At 68.3% G+C, this 15,103-nt stretch carries 14 protein-coding genes; 13 read left to right on the top strand and 1 reads right to left on the bottom strand.

Annotation, left to right across the window (positions count from 1 at the left end):
- Positions 1–178: 178 nt before the first annotated feature.
- The 6 genes from ACQ5BE_RS09640 (at position 179) to ACQ5BE_RS09615 (ending at position 7,834) form a co-directional block, all read left to right on the top strand.
- The gene (locus ACQ5BE_RS09640) at positions 179–1,369 is read left to right on the top strand and encodes a 4-hydroxybenzoate 3-monooxygenase (protein ID WP_430296815.1); all 1,191 of its coding nucleotides are present in this window, start codon (positions 179–181) and stop codon (positions 1,367–1,369) included.
- A 78-nt stretch (positions 1,370–1,447) separates the two neighbouring features.
- Complete coding sequence (locus ACQ5BE_RS09635; protein ID WP_430296814.1) at positions 1,448–1,930, top strand: carboxymuconolactone decarboxylase family protein; 483 nt, start codon at positions 1,448–1,450, stop codon at positions 1,928–1,930.
- 421 nt (positions 1,931–2,351) lie between these two features.
- The gene (locus ACQ5BE_RS09630; protein WP_430296813.1) at positions 2,352–2,969 is read left to right on the top strand and encodes a PadR family transcriptional regulator; all 618 of its coding nucleotides are present in this window, start codon (positions 2,352–2,354) and stop codon (positions 2,967–2,969) included.
- A gap of 17 nt (positions 2,970–2,986) precedes the next feature.
- The gene (locus ACQ5BE_RS09625; protein ID WP_430296812.1) at positions 2,987–4,897 is read left to right on the top strand and encodes an ABC transporter ATP-binding protein; all 1,911 of its coding nucleotides are present in this window, start codon (positions 2,987–2,989) and stop codon (positions 4,895–4,897) included.
- 583 nt (positions 4,898–5,480) lie between these two features.
- Positions 5,481–6,677, top strand: a complete 1,197-nt coding sequence (rlmN, locus tag ACQ5BE_RS09620) for a 23S rRNA (adenine(2503)-C(2))-methyltransferase RlmN (protein ID WP_430296811.1) — start codon at positions 5,481–5,483, stop codon at positions 6,675–6,677.
- Between the two features lie 101 nt (positions 6,678–6,778).
- A complete protein-coding gene (locus tag ACQ5BE_RS09615) occupies positions 6,779–7,834 on the top strand; it encodes an FUSC family protein (RefSeq protein WP_430296973.1) in 1,056 nt (351 codons plus the stop codon).
- A gap of 9 nt (positions 7,835–7,843) precedes the next feature.
- Here the strand turns inward: ACQ5BE_RS09615 and ACQ5BE_RS09610 are convergent, their stop codons facing one another.
- Complete coding sequence (locus tag ACQ5BE_RS09610; protein WP_208710733.1) at positions 7,844–8,344, bottom strand: GNAT family N-acetyltransferase; 501 nt, start codon at positions 8,342–8,344, stop codon at positions 7,844–7,846.
- Positions 8,345–8,505: 161 nt separating this feature from the next.
- Here ACQ5BE_RS09610 and ACQ5BE_RS09605 point away from each other — a divergent pair, with 161 nt between their 5' ends.
- The 7 genes from ACQ5BE_RS09605 to ACQ5BE_RS09575 all read left to right on the top strand — a co-directional run.
- Positions 8,506–9,519 carry a LacI family DNA-binding transcriptional regulator gene (locus ACQ5BE_RS09605; protein WP_413249011.1) on the top strand — a complete coding sequence of 338 codons (1,014 nt, stop codon included), beginning with the start codon at positions 8,506–8,508 and terminating at the stop codon, positions 9,517–9,519.
- A gap of 343 nt (positions 9,520–9,862) precedes the next feature.
- Positions 9,863–11,029 carry an ABC transporter substrate-binding protein gene (locus tag ACQ5BE_RS09600; protein ID WP_430296810.1) on the top strand — a complete coding sequence of 389 codons (1,167 nt, stop codon included), beginning with the start codon at positions 9,863–9,865 and terminating at the stop codon, positions 11,027–11,029.
- Positions 11,030–11,031: 2 nt separating this feature from the next.
- On the top strand, positions 11,032–11,967 hold the full coding sequence (locus tag ACQ5BE_RS09595) for a carbohydrate ABC transporter permease (protein ID WP_430296809.1): 936 nt from the start codon (positions 11,032–11,034) through the stop codon (positions 11,965–11,967).
- Entirely contained in the window at positions 11,964–12,860 is an 897-nt protein-coding gene (locus tag ACQ5BE_RS09590) for a carbohydrate ABC transporter permease (RefSeq protein WP_430296808.1), read from the top strand. The genes ACQ5BE_RS09595 and ACQ5BE_RS09590 overlap by 4 nt, the downstream gene beginning before the upstream one ends.
- 44 nt (positions 12,861–12,904) lie before the next feature.
- Positions 12,905–14,008 carry a Gfo/Idh/MocA family protein gene (locus ACQ5BE_RS09585; RefSeq protein WP_430296807.1) on the top strand — a complete coding sequence of 368 codons (1,104 nt, stop codon included), beginning with the start codon at positions 12,905–12,907 and terminating at the stop codon, positions 14,006–14,008.
- Entirely contained in the window at positions 14,005–14,820 is an 816-nt protein-coding gene (locus tag ACQ5BE_RS09580) for a ThuA domain-containing protein (RefSeq protein WP_430296806.1), read from the top strand. Before ACQ5BE_RS09585 ends, ACQ5BE_RS09580 begins: the two co-directional genes overlap by 4 nt.
- On the top strand, positions 14,817–15,103 hold a 287-nt coding region (locus ACQ5BE_RS09575), incomplete at its 3' end, for a Gfo/Idh/MocA family oxidoreductase (protein ID WP_430296805.1). The genes ACQ5BE_RS09580 and ACQ5BE_RS09575, both read left to right, overlap by 4 nt.

Genomic DNA, 15,103 nt, shown 5'->3' with positions numbered 1-15,103 from the left:
GGGCGCCGTCGTGCGTGCCGAACGGCGCACGACGCCGGGAGCATGCCTCTCGTTTTCGTCGGCGTCTTCCGATCAATGGAATTGGGGTACGCGGCGCAGGCGATGCGCGTCACACTCATTCCAGACGCTTCGCCGCCGCGGATCCCGCGAGCCGGCCCCACCCCCGAAAGGAACGATCATGGGCGATCGCACCGTCATCACCACCCAGGTGGCCATCATGGGCGCAGGCCCTGCAGGCCTCATGCTCTCCCACCTGCTCGCGCAGGCCGGCATCGACAACACGGTCGTGGAGATCCGCAGCCGCGAGGCCATCTCCAGCACCATCCGCGCCGGCATCCTCGAGGCCGGCAGCGTCAACCTGCTCGTCGACTCGGGCGTGGACAACGTCCTGCGCAACGGCCACGAGCACGAGGGCACCGAGTTCCGGGTCGACGGCGTGAGCCACCGCATCGACTTCAAGGGCCTCGTCGGCCAGTCGGTGTGGCTGTACCCGCAGAACGACGTGTTCGACGACCTCGCCGCGCGCCGCGAGGCCGACGGCGGCGACGTCCGCTACTCGTGCTCCAACGTCGACACCGCTGACCTCACCGGCCAGCCCAAGGTCTTCTTCACCGACGAGGACGGCAAGGACTTCGAGCTCCGCGCCCAGATCCTCGTCGGCGCCGACGGCTCCCGCAGCCACTGCCGCTTCGCGATCCCCGAGTCCGAGCGGCGCTGGTACTTCAACGAGTACCCCTTCGCCTGGTTCGGCATCCTCACGGAGGCGCCGCGCAGCTCCCCCGAGCTCATCTACGCGAACTCCGAGCACGGCTTCGCGCTCATCTCGCAGCGCACCGACACCGTGCAGCGCATGTACTTCCAGTGCGACCCGGGCACCAACCCTGCCGACTGGACGGACGAGCAGATCTGGGAGCAGCTGCGCCTGCGCGTCAACGGCAACGGGTTCGAACTCAAGGAGGGGCCGGTCACGGACAAGGTCGTGCTGCCGTTCCGCTCCTTCGTCAACGAGCCGATGCGGTATGGGAACATGTTCCTTGCGGGCGACGCCGCGCACACCGTCCCGCCGACGGGTGCCAAGGGCCTCAACCTCGCCCTGCACGACGTCCGGCTGCTCTTCGAGGGCCTCGACTCCTACTTCAAGTCCGGCTCGTCCGCGATCCTGGACTCCTACTCCGAGCGTGCTCTGGACCGAGTCTGGAAGGCCCAGAACTTCTCCTACTGGATGACGACGCTCCTGCATACCGTCCCCCAGGAGGAGAACCACGCGTTCTTCCGCGCCCGCCAGCTCGGCGAGCTCCGCTCCCTGCTCGAGTCCGAGCACGGCCGCGCCTACATCGCCGAGTGCTACACGGGGTGGCAGACCAAGTAGCCTCCTGCGCCCGCGCCACGGCCCCCGGTACCTCCAGGTTCCGGGGGCCGTTTGGCGTTTTCCGGCCATGATGGGTCCATGACCGAGAGCCCCGCCCCCGAACCCGACGACGAGCCCGCCTTCTACCTCGACAAGTCCGACCCCGCGGCTTGGAAGGCCCTCAACGCCCTCGCCCTCCAGGTGCGGAAGGTGACGGACGACGCCGGCCTGCCGCGCGCCGTCGTGGAACTCGCCTCGGTGCGGATCTCGCAGATCAACGGGTGCGCGTTCTGCCTGGACCTCCATGGGCGGCTTGCGGTCGAGGCGGGCGTGCCGGAGCGGAAGCTGCACGTGCTGCCGGCGTGGCGCGAGGCGGGGCTGTTCACGGTGCTCGAGCGGGCCGCCCTCGACATCGCCGAGGCCGTCACGCACCTGCCCGACGACGAGGAGCGCATCTCTGCCCTCGCTCGCGCACGTGCCGAGCTCGGGGACGCCCGGTACTCGGCGCTGTGCTGGGCCGCCGTCTCGATGAACGCTTTCAACCGCGTCTCGATCGTGAGCCGCCACAAGGTCCGCCCCTAGCCGCCGAGGTCACCCCGTGTGCCGCCGAGGTCACCCCGTGTGCCGCCGAGGTCACCGGGTGTGGCGCCGAGGTCACCGGGTGTGGCGCCGAGGTCACCCCGCCGGGGAATGCAGTTGGCGGGCCCGCATGTGCTGCTGTAAGCCGCGTCTCCTGAGCTAATTCACCCAGCAGAAGCGGCTGCGGGCAGCTGATGTCCCGCTGGCAGGCTCCGAGAGGTGACCTCGGCGCCAGAAGAGGTGACCTCGGCATCACAGGAGGTGACCTCGGCGCCAGAAGAGGTGACCTCGGCGAAGGGAGGGGTTGTTCTCCGATGTTCAGCGATATATCGTTAGATATCGGTTCCGTCCGGAGCCGGGACATATCGATCCGCTTCAGGAGAACACCGTGTGCGAAAACGCGCGACACCATCATCATGAAGAAATGCACCATCACGACGGACCACGTCGCCCAGGGGAGCGGGGCTTCGGTCCCGCCGGCCCCCGCGGCGGCATCCCCGGCTTCGCGCCCGGGGGCCCGGGCTTCCCCGGACACGGCTTCGGGCCCGGCGGCCATCATCCCGGCCACGGCTTCCCGCCGGGGTTCGGCCCCCGCGGGGGACGCCGCGCAAGCCGCGGGGACGTGCGGGCCATGGTCCTCTCGCTCCTCACCGAGCAGCCCCTCACCGGCTACGGCATCATCCAGGCCGCGAGCGCCAAGACGAACGGCATGTGGAAGCCGAGCCCCGGCTCGGTGTACCCGACGCTCGCCCAGCTCGTCGACGAGGAGCTCGTCGAGCAGGCGGGCGAGGGCAAGCGCACCGAGTACACCCTCACCGACGCCGGCCGTGCCTACGCCGCGGACCACGCAGAGGAGCTCACCAAGGCCTGGGACTCTGCCCCCGGAACGAGCGAGGCGACCGAGGCGTTCATAGAGAGCGTTGGCAAGTTCATGGGCGTCCTGCACCAGTTCCGCACGGCGGCGACGGACGAGCAGCGCACCCAGGCCGCCGCGAAGATCGATGAGGCCCGCAAGGCCCTGTACCTGATCCTCGCGGAATAGCGGAGTCGGGAGAAGCCATGTCAATGCACCCGCCCGGGCGACCCGGCGCCGTCGTGCGCGGCGGGCGCATTGGAACCGGCGACGTGGCGCTGCAGAAGAAGCTCAACGCCGAGGCGCCCAAGATCCCGCACCTGCTCGCGCGGATCGCCGAGCTGTTCCGCCCGCACCGCGGGGCGCTCGTGCTCACGGTGGTGCTGGTCCTCGCGGCGGCGGCGCTCTCGGTCGCCCCGCCGCTGCTGACCCAGCGCATCTTCGACCAGGGGCTCTTCCCGCCCGCGGGCCGCCCCGACGTCCCCACGCTGGTCCAGCTCGTGGGCCTCATGGTCGGCGCGTACGTGCTCTCGGCCCTGCTGGGGGTGTGGCAGACGTACCTGACCTCGACGGTGGGCAACGAGGTCATGGGCTCGCTGCGCGTGCGCCTGTTCACGCACCTGCAGTCCATGGAACTGAGCTTCTTCACCCGCACCAAGACGGGCGTGATCCAGTCGCGGCTGCAGAACGACGTCGGCGGGGTCGCCGGGGTGCTGTCGAACACGGTCTCAGGGGTGGTCGGCAACGTCGTGACGGTGATCGCGGCCTTCGTGGCCATGGTGGCGCTGAACTGGCAGCTGACCCTCATCGCCGTCGTGCTCATGCCGTTCCTCGTCGTCGCGCAGCGGCGCGTCGGGCAGGTCCGCGCCCGGATCGCGACGAAGACCCAGGAGTCCCTCTCCGACATGACTGCCATCACCCAGGAGTCGCTGAGCGTCTCGGGGATCCTGCTGTCGAAGAGCTTCAACCGCCAGCCGGACGAGATCGGCAGGTACTCGAAGGAGAACCGGAACCTGGTCCGGCTGCAGATCCGCCAGGCCATGAGCGGCCAGTACTTCTTCGCCCTCGTGACGATCTTCATGTCCTCGATCCCGGCCATCGTGTACCTCGTGGCGGGGTGGCTGCTGACCGGGAGCGTGGGGGCCGGCGCTCCGGCCGCGATCACCGCCGGAACGATCGTCGCGTTCACCAACGTCCAGGCCCGGCTGCTCTTCCCGCTCATCGCCCTCATGCGCGTGGCCCTCGACCTGCAGACCTCCGGCGCCCTGTTCGCGCGCATCTTCGAGTACCTCGACCTCAAGCCCGCGATCGCCGACGCGCCCGACGCCGCCCCCCTCCCCGACGGCGCGCCCCGTCTGGGCGAGGTGGCGTTCGACGGCGTGACGTTCCGCTACCCGGACGCGCGCGGCGAGGAGCGGGCCACCTTGGAGGACGTCTCGTTCGCAATCGAGCCGGGGCAGTACGTCGCCTTCGTCGGGCCCAGCGGCGCGGGCAAGACGACGGTCTCATACCTCATCCCGCGCTTCTACGAGGCGACCTCGGGGTCGGTGCGCTTCGCGGGCCGGGACGTGCGGGACATCGAGCGCGAGTCGCTGGTGAGCCATATCGGCGTCGTGAGCCAGGAGACGTACCTGTTCCACGCCTCGATCGCCGAGAACCTGCGGTACGCCAAGCCCGATGCGACGCTCGAGGAGCTCGAGGCCGCCTGCCGCGCGGCGAACATCCATGCCACCATCCAGTCCTTCCCGGACGGCTACGACACGGTGGTGGGAGAGCGGGGCTACCGGCTCTCCGGCGGGGAGAAGCAGCGGATCGCGATCGCGCGCGTGCTGCTGAAGGACCCCGAGGTCCTCATCCTCGACGAGGCGACGAGCGCCCTCGACACCGTCTCCGAGCGCCTGGTCCAGCGGGCCCTCGATGCCGCTGCCCACGGCCGGACGACGATCGCGATCGCGCACCGGCTCTCGACCGTGGTCGGCGCGGACGTGATCTACGTGGTCGACGGCGGGCGGATTGTCGAGCGGGGAACGCACGCCGAGCTCCTCGCGGCCGGGGGGACGTATGCGGGGCTGTACGCCGAGCAGGCCGCGGCGCCGTCGCCGGCCCGGCAGGCCTGACGGCGGGCGGGTCCCCTGGCGCCTCGCCGCGCCGCGTTGCGGGTACGCGAATTCGGGTCGCCCGGCGTTTCGGGTACGCCAACTCGCCCGCCAACTCGCCAGGCCGGCGTTTCGGGTACGCCAAATTCGTCAGGGCGGCGTTTCGGGTACGCCAAATCGTCAGGGCGCCAGGTGTGAGCGTAGCGATGGGGTGAGACGGCTTGGCGCGAGGGAGATCGCCTGAGGGCGTCTCACACGCAAGAAGCCGTCGCAGGGGGGGTCATACCCTGTCTCAACAGCGACAAGCCGCCTCCTGGCGTCGGCCGGGAAAGCGCGCACGACGGCGCGGCGCACGCGCGTGGGTCGGCCACACGCCGTCGTGCGTACCCGAAAGGCCCGGAGGCCGGAAGATCTGTACCCGAAAGGCTTTGGGGGCGGAAGGACCTGTACCCGAAACGACCCCGCCCGCCCAAACGACCCCGCCCGCCCAAACGACCCGGCCCGCCCAGCTGCGACCCCGCCCCGGCCCCGACCACCCTCGCGAGAGCGGAATCATAGTCCCCGGATTGTCACTTCAGCAAACGGGCGTGGGATGATGGGAAGGATGACTTCTCGCCCTGCCTCTCCCGACACCCGTCCCCAGGTCCTGCCCACGGCAGAGGGCTGGGAGCAGCAGCGCACCCCCGAGGGCCGGCCGCTGCTCCAGTTCGCGTCCCCGCGGGTCAAGCAGCCCCCGCAGCACTTCGCGGACCTCTCCCTCGAGGAGCGCCAGGCCAAGCTCAAGGAGCTCGGCCTCCCGGCGTTCCGCGCCAAGCAGCTGAGCACCCACTACTTCCAGCACTGGACCACGGACCCGGCCGCGATGAGCGACCTCCCCAAGGCCGGCCGGGAGGATCTCGTCTCCGAGCTCTTCCCGCCGCTGCTGACCGAGGTCCGCCGCCTCAAGACGGACGACGGCAACACCATCAAGTTCCTCTGGCGCCTCTTCGACGGCGCGCTCGTCGAGTCCGTGCTCATGCGCTACCCGGGCCGCATCACCCTCTGCGTGTCCAGCCAGGCCGGCTGCGGCATGAACTGCCCGTTCTGCGCGACGGGCCAGGCGGGCCTGACCCGCAACATGTCCACCGCGGAGATCGTGGACCAGGTCGTCGCCGCCAACCGCCTCATCGCCGCCGGCGAGCTCGGCGAGAAAGAGCACGACGACGAGCGCGTCACCAACATCGTCTTCATGGGCATGGGCGAGCCGCTGGCCAACTACAAGCGCGTCATGAACGCGGTCCACCGCTTCGTCGACCCGGTCCCGATGGGCCTGGGCATGAGCGCCCGCAACATCACGGTCTCGACGGTGGGCCTCGTCCCCGCGATCCGCAAGCTCGCCGACGAGGACCTCCCGGTCACCTTCGCGCTCTCCCTCCACGCGCCCGACGACGAGCTCCGCGACGAGCTCATCCCCGTCAACAACCGCTGGAAGGTCGACGACGCCCTCGACGCCGCGCACGACTACTACAAGAAGACCGGCCGCCGCGTGAGCATCGAGTACGCGCTCATCAAGGACATGAACGACCACGCCTGGCGCGCTGCCCTCCTCGCCAAGAAGCTCAACCAGCGCGGCCGCGGCTGGGTCCACGTGAACCCGATCCCGCTCAACCCGACACCGGGCTCGATCTGGACCTCCTCCGAGCGGCCCGTGCAGCAGGAGTTCATTGAGACCCTGCGCGCGGCCGGCATCCCCACGACCCTGCGCGACACGCGCGGCAAGGAGATCGACGGCGCCTGCGGCCAGCTCGCCGCAGCGGAGTGAGCGCTTCCGAGATGACGCACGACGGCGCCGCGCGCCCGGGCGGGCGGCGCGCCGTCGTGCTTTTCCGGGTCCGGAGGTTCGTGCGCGAGCTGCTGTTCAGCATGGGCCCGCTCAGGAACGACCACCAGGTCGCCGTGCGCTGCGCGGTGGGCGTGTTCGTGCCGCTGATCACGCTCGTCGCGGTCAACCGGCTCGACCTCGCCATCTTCGCGAGCTTCGGCGCGTTCACCGGCATCTACGGCCGCAATGAGCCGCACCGCCAGCGGATCGTGACGCAGGTGCGGGCGGGGCTGCTCATGGTTGGCGTCCTGTTCGCGGCAACGGTCGGGGCCCGGCTGAGCCCGGGCGGAGCGATGGACCCGTGGGCGATCGTCGGGGCGACGACGTTGGTCGCGTGGGCGTGCTCCGTCGTCGTCGGGCTGTGGCGGTTGCGGCCCTCGGGCTCGCTCTTCCAGATCTTCGCGTTCGCGGCCGTCGCGTCGATGCCGCACCAGCCGCCGCTCGGGGAGGCCATGCTCGCCGCGGCGGGCTCGGCTGCCCTCAGCCTGGCCATCGGCGTGGCATCGCGCGTCCACCCATCGCGCCGGACCCCGTTCACCTGGGACGCCGTCCGCGCGGCGTGGCGCATCCGGCTCGGCGCCGAGGAGCGGAAGGTGCTGTGGCTCGAATCCCTCGGCTACCTCATCGCCGCCGGGATCGCCGGGACGCTCGCGACGATCGTCGGCCAGTCCCTCGGGTTCGGCCACAACTACTGGGCGATGGTCGCCGCGGTGGTCCCGCTCGTGGGGCATTCGACCCGGCACCGAGTGGACCGGGGCGTCCAGCGTATCCTCGGCACCGTGGTGGGGCTCGCGGTCCTCGCGGGGATCGTGGCGATCCGGCCGGCGGCGTGGCTCATGGTCGTGTTCATCGCGGCGTGCCAGTTCGGCGCCGAGATGCTGATCGCGCGCCAGTACTTCCTCGCCCAGGTGTGCGTGACGCCGCTCGCCCTCATGTCCACGCTGCTCGTGGCCCACGTCAACCCGCTGGACCTGCTGCACGACCGCTTCATCGACACCGTGATCGGCGCGATCGTGGGCGTCTTCGTGGTCCTGGCCCCGAGCGTCTGGCGGCACTGGATCCGATGGCGCTCGCGGGCGGAGCAGCTGGAGTGGTAGGCCGTCCCCTCAGCCGACGGCGTGGATGCGCACGGGGTTCATGACGGGCTTGCCGTAGCAGATGGAGTCGTCGAGCTCCTGATACGGGCCGAAGTTGGGGATGCGCCGATAGCCGGCCGCCTCGTAGAACATCTTCCCGTCCGGCTGCGCTGACCCAGCCTCGGCGAGCATGAGCGTCACGCCGGCGCCGTGGGCCTCCGCTTCGAGCGCGGTGAGGATCGAGGTCGCGATCCCGGCCCCGCGCGCGTAGGGGAGGACATAGACGCGCTTGACCTCCGCCGTCGTGCGCTCGACCCAGCGCAGCCCGCCGCAGCCGAGCGGCTGCCCGGTGGCGCGCTCGTAGGCGATGAGGAAGATCGCGACGTCCGCGGCCGACGGCGCGTCCCCGGCCTCGTGGTCGGCGTGACCCCAGCGCGAATCGAGTTCGGCCTGCTGCGCGGCGCGGAGGTCGCGGCCCACGGGGTTGCTCCACGGAACGCGCCGGATGATGAGCTTGGGGTGGGTCTGCATGACGCTCTCCTGACTCGAGGTGCCGCGTTGTATGCGTGAAACGGTAGTGAGCGCGTGTTTCGGGGCCGTGACGGTCGCGTGAGCTTTGGGAAACTCCTGAAGCCGTGGCCCCGACCACGCTTCGGGGCGCTGCGGTGAATCGATCCTGCTATCTTGTCCGCATGGCTCAAGCGGTCACCCTCAAGGATGTCGCGTCGCACGCCGGCGTCTCGAGGACGACCGCGTCGAACGTGCTGACTGGTACTGGCCGCGTGTCGAGGGAGACTCAGGACCGCGTCCACCAGTCGATGCGCGAACTGGGCTACGTGTACAACCGGGGTGCAGCATCGCTGCGGACCAAGCGGACGACGACGGTCGGCGTCATCGTCACCGACATCGCGAATCCGTTCTTCGGGGAGCTGCTCGTCGGTCTCGAGGCGGCACTCGCGGAGGCGGGGTTCCGTTCGCTCGTCGTCGCGTCCTCCGACGATCCCGTGCGGCAGGACGAGCTGGTCAGCGAGCTCCGCGAGTACCAGGTTGCCGGGCTGGCCATCATGCCGGCGACGCGCTCGGGGAGAAGCTTCCTCCAAGGGCTGGAGGCCTCGCGCATGCCTCACGTCTTCGTCACGAAGTATCTGGAGGGAGTTTCTGCTCCCTATGTCGGTCCTGACGACAGGCTCGGCGGTCGCCTCGCAGCCGAGCACCTTCTGAGCCATGGGTCCAGGTCCTTCGCGTTTGTCGGCGGACTTGCCGGCCACCTCTCGCGGAGGGACAGGATCGAGGGCGTGCGCGCAGCGCTGACCGAGGCCGGTGTGGATCTCCGCGACTTCGTCGATGTCGAGAGTCCCTCGAGCGGTGCGGGCGGCCTGCGCGCCGGGGAGCAGCTCCTCGAGCGTGGCGCGCTTCCGGAGGCCATTGTGTGTCAGAGCGACGGCGTGGCCTTCGGCGTCTACCGCGCTCTGCGCCGTGCGGGGAGGGCTTCCGAGGTCCGCGTCATCGGCTACGACGATGTGCGTACAGCCGCCCTATGGGAACCTCCACTCACCTCGGTCGCGACTCGGCCGGAGAGGCTCGGACGCGCGACCGCAGAGCTGCTCCTGAGCGTCATCGAGGATCCGGCAGGGCCGATCACCCAGCGGGTCTTCGCGCCCGAACTGATGGTTCGGGAGTCATGCGGCTGCCACGACTCCCCTTGACAGTGACGAGAATCACCTGAAAGTATCGACGAAGTGCTGAATCGATCCGGCAAGCAGTAGCCGGTCCGGGGCACTTCCTTTTTGGATTGCTGGTGGATCGATTCGGCATGTGCGGAATCGATCCACCGCCTGCCCTTCGAGCCTCCAGATCCCAAAGGAGCAATCTGTGGACCTCACACCCTCTTCGATCCCGACGCCCATGGCTGCACGGCAGCGTGGCGTCTCCCGCGGGCAGGGGCGGCGACGGATCGCCGCCCTCGTTGCAGCAGCAGGAGCCATTGGCTTCGCCCTCACCGGATGTGGAAACAGCACGGCAGCGTCGTCCGCACCCTCAGCTCAAGCCGTGGACCCGGCCATTGCCAACGGAGCATCCGGGGCCCTGTCCATCTGCGGTGGCAGGGACTCGGTCGGCCTCTACAAGGGCACGGTCGAGGCTTTCATGAAGGCCAATCCGGGGATCACGGCGAAGTACACCGTTCTCGGCGCCACTACTGACGAGAGTCGCACCCAGGCCGTGCAGCGTCTTCAAGCCAAGTCCAGCGAATGCGACCTCTACCTGACCGACGTGACCTGGACGCCAGAGTTCGCGTCCCAGGGCTGGCTTCAGGACGTGACCAAGGTGACCGACGCCGTCAAGGGCACGCTCATCCCCTCGACTGTTGCCACGACCCGATACAAGGACAAGTCCTGGGCAACGCCGTTCTACACGAACGCCGGACTCATCTACTACGCCAAGGACAAGGTGGCGAAGCCCGAGACGTGGCAGCAGCTCTACGCCGAGGCGGCAAAGGCCCCGGGAAACGGCCTCGTCTATCAGGCCAAGCAGTACGAGGGGCTCACGGTGAACTTCCTCGAGCTCCTCTACAGTGCCGGCGGCGAGGTGATCGACGACCAGGGAAACGTCAAGGTCGATTCGCCTGAGACCCGCAAGGTTCTCGACTTCATGGCGGAGGGCATCAAGAACGGCTCCGCCGACCGTGGGGTGCTGACCTACGAGGAGAACGCGACCCGCCTTGCCTATGAGTCCGGGAAGTTCGGCTACCAGCGCAACTGGCCGAACGTCTACGGACAGCTCAATGCGACGCCGCTGAAGGGCACCTTCGGTGTCGCGCCCCTCCCGTCCTTCGACGGGAGCTCGAAGGGAAGCGGCGTGCTGGGCGGCTGGAATCTGGCGATCTCAGCATTCTCGTCGAACACGGCGGCGGCCGTCGCCTTCATCAACTTCGAGTCCTCACCGGAGTGGCAGAAGCACGTGGCAATGGACTACTCGCAGGCTCCCGCAGGTGAGGCGGCCTACTCGGACCCGGACGTCCTCGCAAAGATGCCGTTCGCCCAGGAGCTGCTGGTCTCCGTCAAGGGTGCCAAGCCGCGGCCCGTCTCCCCGGTGTACGCCCAGATCTCTGAGGCGATCAACAAGAACGTCTACTCCGTCCTCGCGGGAACGGCTGGCACGGAAGACGCAGTGAAGAAGATGGCCGACCAGATCAAGAGCGCTCAGGCGAGCTTCTGACGATGGCTATCCGCATCCCAGGGGCCGATCGCCATCGCAGCACCCGAGACCATGCCGAGCGGCGCCTCGCCGCCGCCATGACGGCACCATCGCTTGTGCTCATGGCTCTGGTCGCTGCCGTCCCGGTGGGCTATGCAGTCTGGCTCTCGCTCAACCAGTACAGCCTCCGTCAGGCGGGCCTGTCCCGCTTCGTAGGTTTGGCCAACTACACCGATGCGCTCGCCGGGGCGGACTGGTGGAAGGCGTTCGGGCAGACCTTCCTGTTCGCGGGCAGCTCCGTCGCGCTCGAGATCGTCCTCGGCACGGGCATGGCGATGCTGCTCAACCTCGCCTTCCGCGGACGGGCGATCCTCCGGACGGTCGTGCTAATCCCGTACGCGATCATCACGGTGGTCAGCGCGATCACCTGGCAGACGATGTTCGATCCCACCACGGGGTTCGTGCCCCAGATCCTCTCCGCGCTCCACCTTCCGGGGGCCGGCGTCGTGTGGCTCGGGGAACAGGGGTACGCGATGGCCGTCATCGTCATGGCAGACGTGTGGAAGACGACGCCGTTCGCGGCCTTGATCATTCTCGCGGGCCTGCAGGCCATCTCCCAGGAAACCTACGAGGCCTCGGAGCTCGATGGCGCGGGAAGGTGGAAGACCTTCGTCCACGTGACCCTTCCGCTCCTCCGCCCCGCCATCGTCCTCGCGGCGATCTTCCGCACGCTCGACGCCTTGAGGATCTTCGACCTTCCCTTCGTTCTCACGCACGGCGCGAACGGGACGCAGTCCATGTCCATGCTGGCGTACAGCCAGCTGAACGAGAACCGGCTTGTCGGCCAAGGGTCCGCGCTGTCCATCCTCACCTTCCTGACCGTCATGATCGTCTCCGCCGTGTACATCCGCTTCGGAGGCGGGAACATCCGCGACATTGCACGGGAGGACCGCTCATGAGCACTGCTACCGCCTCACGTCCCTCCATCCAGTCCATTGAGAGTACGCGTGCGCCGAAGCGTCGCCGGGGCAGGGACCGTCTCCATCCGCTGGTCTGGGTGTTCGCCGTGGTCGTCATGGGATTCTCGCTCGTGCCGTTCTACTGGCTCATCAGCACCTCGCTCAAGAAGGGTGCAAGCCTGGGCCAGGGCGAGCTCTTTCCGAGCCAGCCAACCGTCGAGAACTACCTCTCGGTGTTCGGCAACGGTGACTTCCTCCTCGCCCTGAGGAATTCGGTGATCATCGCCGTCGTCACGACCGTCATCGCGCTGGTGTTCGCCTCGTTTGCCGCCTACGCGCTGGCCCGTCTGAAGATGCGCCGGAAGGCCCTCGTGCTGACCTTGGTCCTCTCTGTCACGACATTTCCCGCCATCGCGATCGCGGCACCGATGTTCGCCATATGGCGCGAGATCGGCCTCTACGACACCCTGTTGGGCCTTATCATCCCCAAGCTGACCTTCGCGCTGCCCCTGGCGATCTACACCCTGACCTCGTTCTTCAGGGACATCCCCCGAGAGCTCGAGGAGTCCGCATACGTTGATGGGGCCACGCCGTTCCAGGCCTTCAGGAGAGTGATCCTGCCGCTCGCGGTGCCGGGCCTCGCCACCACCGCGATTCTCGTGTTCATCTCGGTCTGGAACGAATTCCTCCTGGCCGTGACACTGACGAGTTCGCCCGCGGCCAGGCCTGTCCCAGTCGCGATCGCCTTCTTCAACGGCATGAGCGAATTCGACATCCCCTTGGGACGGATCAGCGCAGCCTCAGTCATCGTCACGGTACCGCTCGTGGTCCTCGTGCTGATCTGCCAGAAGCGGATCGTCGCTGGCATGACGGCCGGGGCCGTCAAGGGCTGAGCCGGGCACTTCCTCGTCACACACCGAACAGAAGGAATCATCCAGTGAACTCCGAACAGTGTGCTGTTCCCTCACCGCTCAAGGTCGGCGTCGTCGGCATCGGCTGGGCAGGTCAGCAGCATCTCAAGGCCTACAGCACGATCCCCGGCGTGCAGATCGTCGCCCTTGCCGGGATGGAGGAGGAATTGCTGCACTCCCTCCAAGCCGAGTACGCCATTCCCCAGGCCTTCCTCCGCTGGGAGGACATGCTCGAGTATCAGGACCTGGATGCCGTGAGCGTCGCGGTTCCGACGTTCCTGCACGCCCCGATCGCGATAGCTGCCCTCGAGCGCGGGCTGCACGTCTTGAGCGAGAAGCCGCTCGCGCGGACAGCGAATGAGGGCCGCACGATGGTCGCTGCTGCCCGGAAGGCTGGAAGGGTCCTCGACGTCGCCTTCAACCACCGTCGCCGTGGGGACATCCAGAAGCTCAAGTCGATCATCGACGCCGGCGAGCTCGGCCGGCCGTATTACGCCAAGGCGTCATGGCTGCGCCGGACCGGCATCCCGCGGCTCGGCAGCTGGTTCACGAACCCGCAGCTCTCCGGGGGCGGCCCAATGGCAGATATCGGCGTGCATGTCCTCGACTACGCCCTGCACCTCCTCGGCGAGCCGAAGGTCCTCAGCGTGACGGCGTCCGCCCATGCGGAATTGGGCCCGCGAGGGCGCGGCGGCAGTGCGCGCTTCTCGCCGATGAGCGCGGAACATGCGTTCGAGGTCGAGGACTTCGCGTCGGCGTTCCTGCGGCTGGAAGGAGGCGCGACCCTCCTGGTCGAGGCTGGATGGGCGAGCTACCGGGAGAAGGACGACCTTCTCGACTTCATGGTCTACGGGACTGATGGCGGAGCAGAACTGAAGGCGAAGGGATCGCCGTCAGCGCCCGTGGGGGAGCTGACGATCTTCACCGACAAGGAAGGGGTCAACGCGGACTACTGGCCTCATGCGCTGCCGGGACGAGGCCACCAAGCCGTCGTGGAGGAGTTCATTGCGGCCGTGCGTGCCGGAGCGGCCGTGTGGGGGTCCCATGACGGATCGCTGGCGCTGGGCCGGGCAGAGATCATTGACGCATGCTACCGCTCCGCGCGTGAGGCGAAGGAGGTCCAGCTGTGACCAACGGTGAGAAGCTGCGCGTTCTGGTGTGGAACGAGGGGGTGCACGAGTCCCTCAACGAGCCCGAGCACATCGGCCAGATGTATCCCCAGGGGATCCATGGTGCGATTTCGGCCGGTCTCCGTCAGGCGCTTCCCGCCGCCGACATCTCCACCGCGACGCTCGCCACGGATCAGGACCATGGACTGTCGGAGGAGGTTCTGGCAACGACCGACGTTCTGCTGTGGTGGGGCCACAAGGCTCACGGGCAGGTGGCCGACGACGTCGTGGATCGTGTGCAGCGTCATGTCCTCGGCGGCATGGGACTGATCGTGCTCCATTCGGGGCACTTCGCGAAGGTCTTCACACGGCTTCTCGGCACCAGCTGTTCCCTGGCATGGCGCAATGAAGGGGAGCGTGAGCTCGTGTGGACCGTCAAGCCGTCACATCCCATCGCTGATGGGATCGACAACCCGATCGTCATCCCCCAGCAGGAGATGTACGGAGAGCTGTTCGACATCCCGGAGCCGGACGACCTGATCTTCATCAGCTCTTTCGCGGGGGGTGAGGTCTTCCGGTCTGGCGTGACGTTCACCCGGGGCAGGGGCAGGATCTTCTACTTCAGCCCGGGGGACCAGGAGTACCCCGTCTACCACCATCCTCAGGTCCGTCGGGTCCTCGCAAACGGCGTCCGCTGGGCGGCGCAGCCGGACCTGCACCGTGCCGCCCCGGAGGTCAGCAATCGACCCCGAGGCTGGTTTGACACGGACGCTCCTGTGGCAGCGACGAGCCGCACAGAGTCCGCGCTCCTCGGCCGGGAGGTCTCGCGATGACCGGGGCCCTGGGTGTGGCGGTGATCGGGTATGCGTTCATGGGCAAGGCCCACTCTCAGGCGTGGCGGAACGTGAGGGCGTTCTTCGATGTCCCGGCCGTGGAGCAGAAGGTCCTCGTGGGCCGCCACGCCGGGGAGGTCGCCGAGGCCGCCGCGAGGTACGGGTGGGCCGAGTCCGCCACCGACTGGCGGGCGGTGATCGCCCGGGACGATGTGCACATCGTGGACATCTGCGCCCCCGGCTGGCTCCACGCCGAGATCGCGGTGGCCGCCCTCGAGGCCGG

The organism is Sinomonas sp. B1-1, from assembly GCF_050474465.1.
Classification (GTDB): domain Bacteria; phylum Actinomycetota; class Actinomycetes; order Actinomycetales; family Micrococcaceae; genus Sinomonas; species Sinomonas flava.
Note: the sequence above shows the minus strand (reverse complement) of the source record. Positions and strands in the feature narration are given on the sequence as shown.

Coding starts and splice junctions, on each gene's coding strand:
- ACQ5BE_RS09630 (WP_430296813.1), top strand. CDS start 2,352: ATGCACCATCACGACGGACCACGTCGCCCAGGGGAGCGGGGCTTCGGT.
- ACQ5BE_RS09640 (WP_430296815.1), top strand. CDS start 179: ATGGGCGATCGCACCGTCATCACCACCCAGGTGGCCATCATGGGCGCA.
- rlmN (WP_430296811.1), top strand. CDS start 5,481: ATGACTTCTCGCCCTGCCTCTCCCGACACCCGTCCCCAGGTCCTGCCC.
- ACQ5BE_RS09590 (WP_430296808.1), top strand. CDS start 11,964: ATGAGCACTGCTACCGCCTCACGTCCCTCCATCCAGTCCATTGAGAGT.
- ACQ5BE_RS09615 (WP_430296973.1), top strand. CDS start 6,779: ATGGGCCCGCTCAGGAACGACCACCAGGTCGCCGTGCGCTGCGCGGTG.
- ACQ5BE_RS09595 (WP_430296809.1), top strand. CDS start 11,032: ATGGCTATCCGCATCCCAGGGGCCGATCGCCATCGCAGCACCCGAGAC.
- ACQ5BE_RS09610 (WP_208710733.1), bottom strand. CDS start 8,344: ATGCAGACCCACCCCAAGCTCATCATCCGGCGCGTTCCGTGGAGCAAC.
- ACQ5BE_RS09625 (WP_430296812.1), top strand. CDS start 2,987: ATGTCAATGCACCCGCCCGGGCGACCCGGCGCCGTCGTGCGCGGCGGG.
- ACQ5BE_RS09635 (WP_430296814.1), top strand. CDS start 1,448: ATGACCGAGAGCCCCGCCCCCGAACCCGACGACGAGCCCGCCTTCTAC.
- ACQ5BE_RS09605 (WP_413249011.1), top strand. CDS start 8,506: ATGGCTCAAGCGGTCACCCTCAAGGATGTCGCGTCGCACGCCGGCGTC.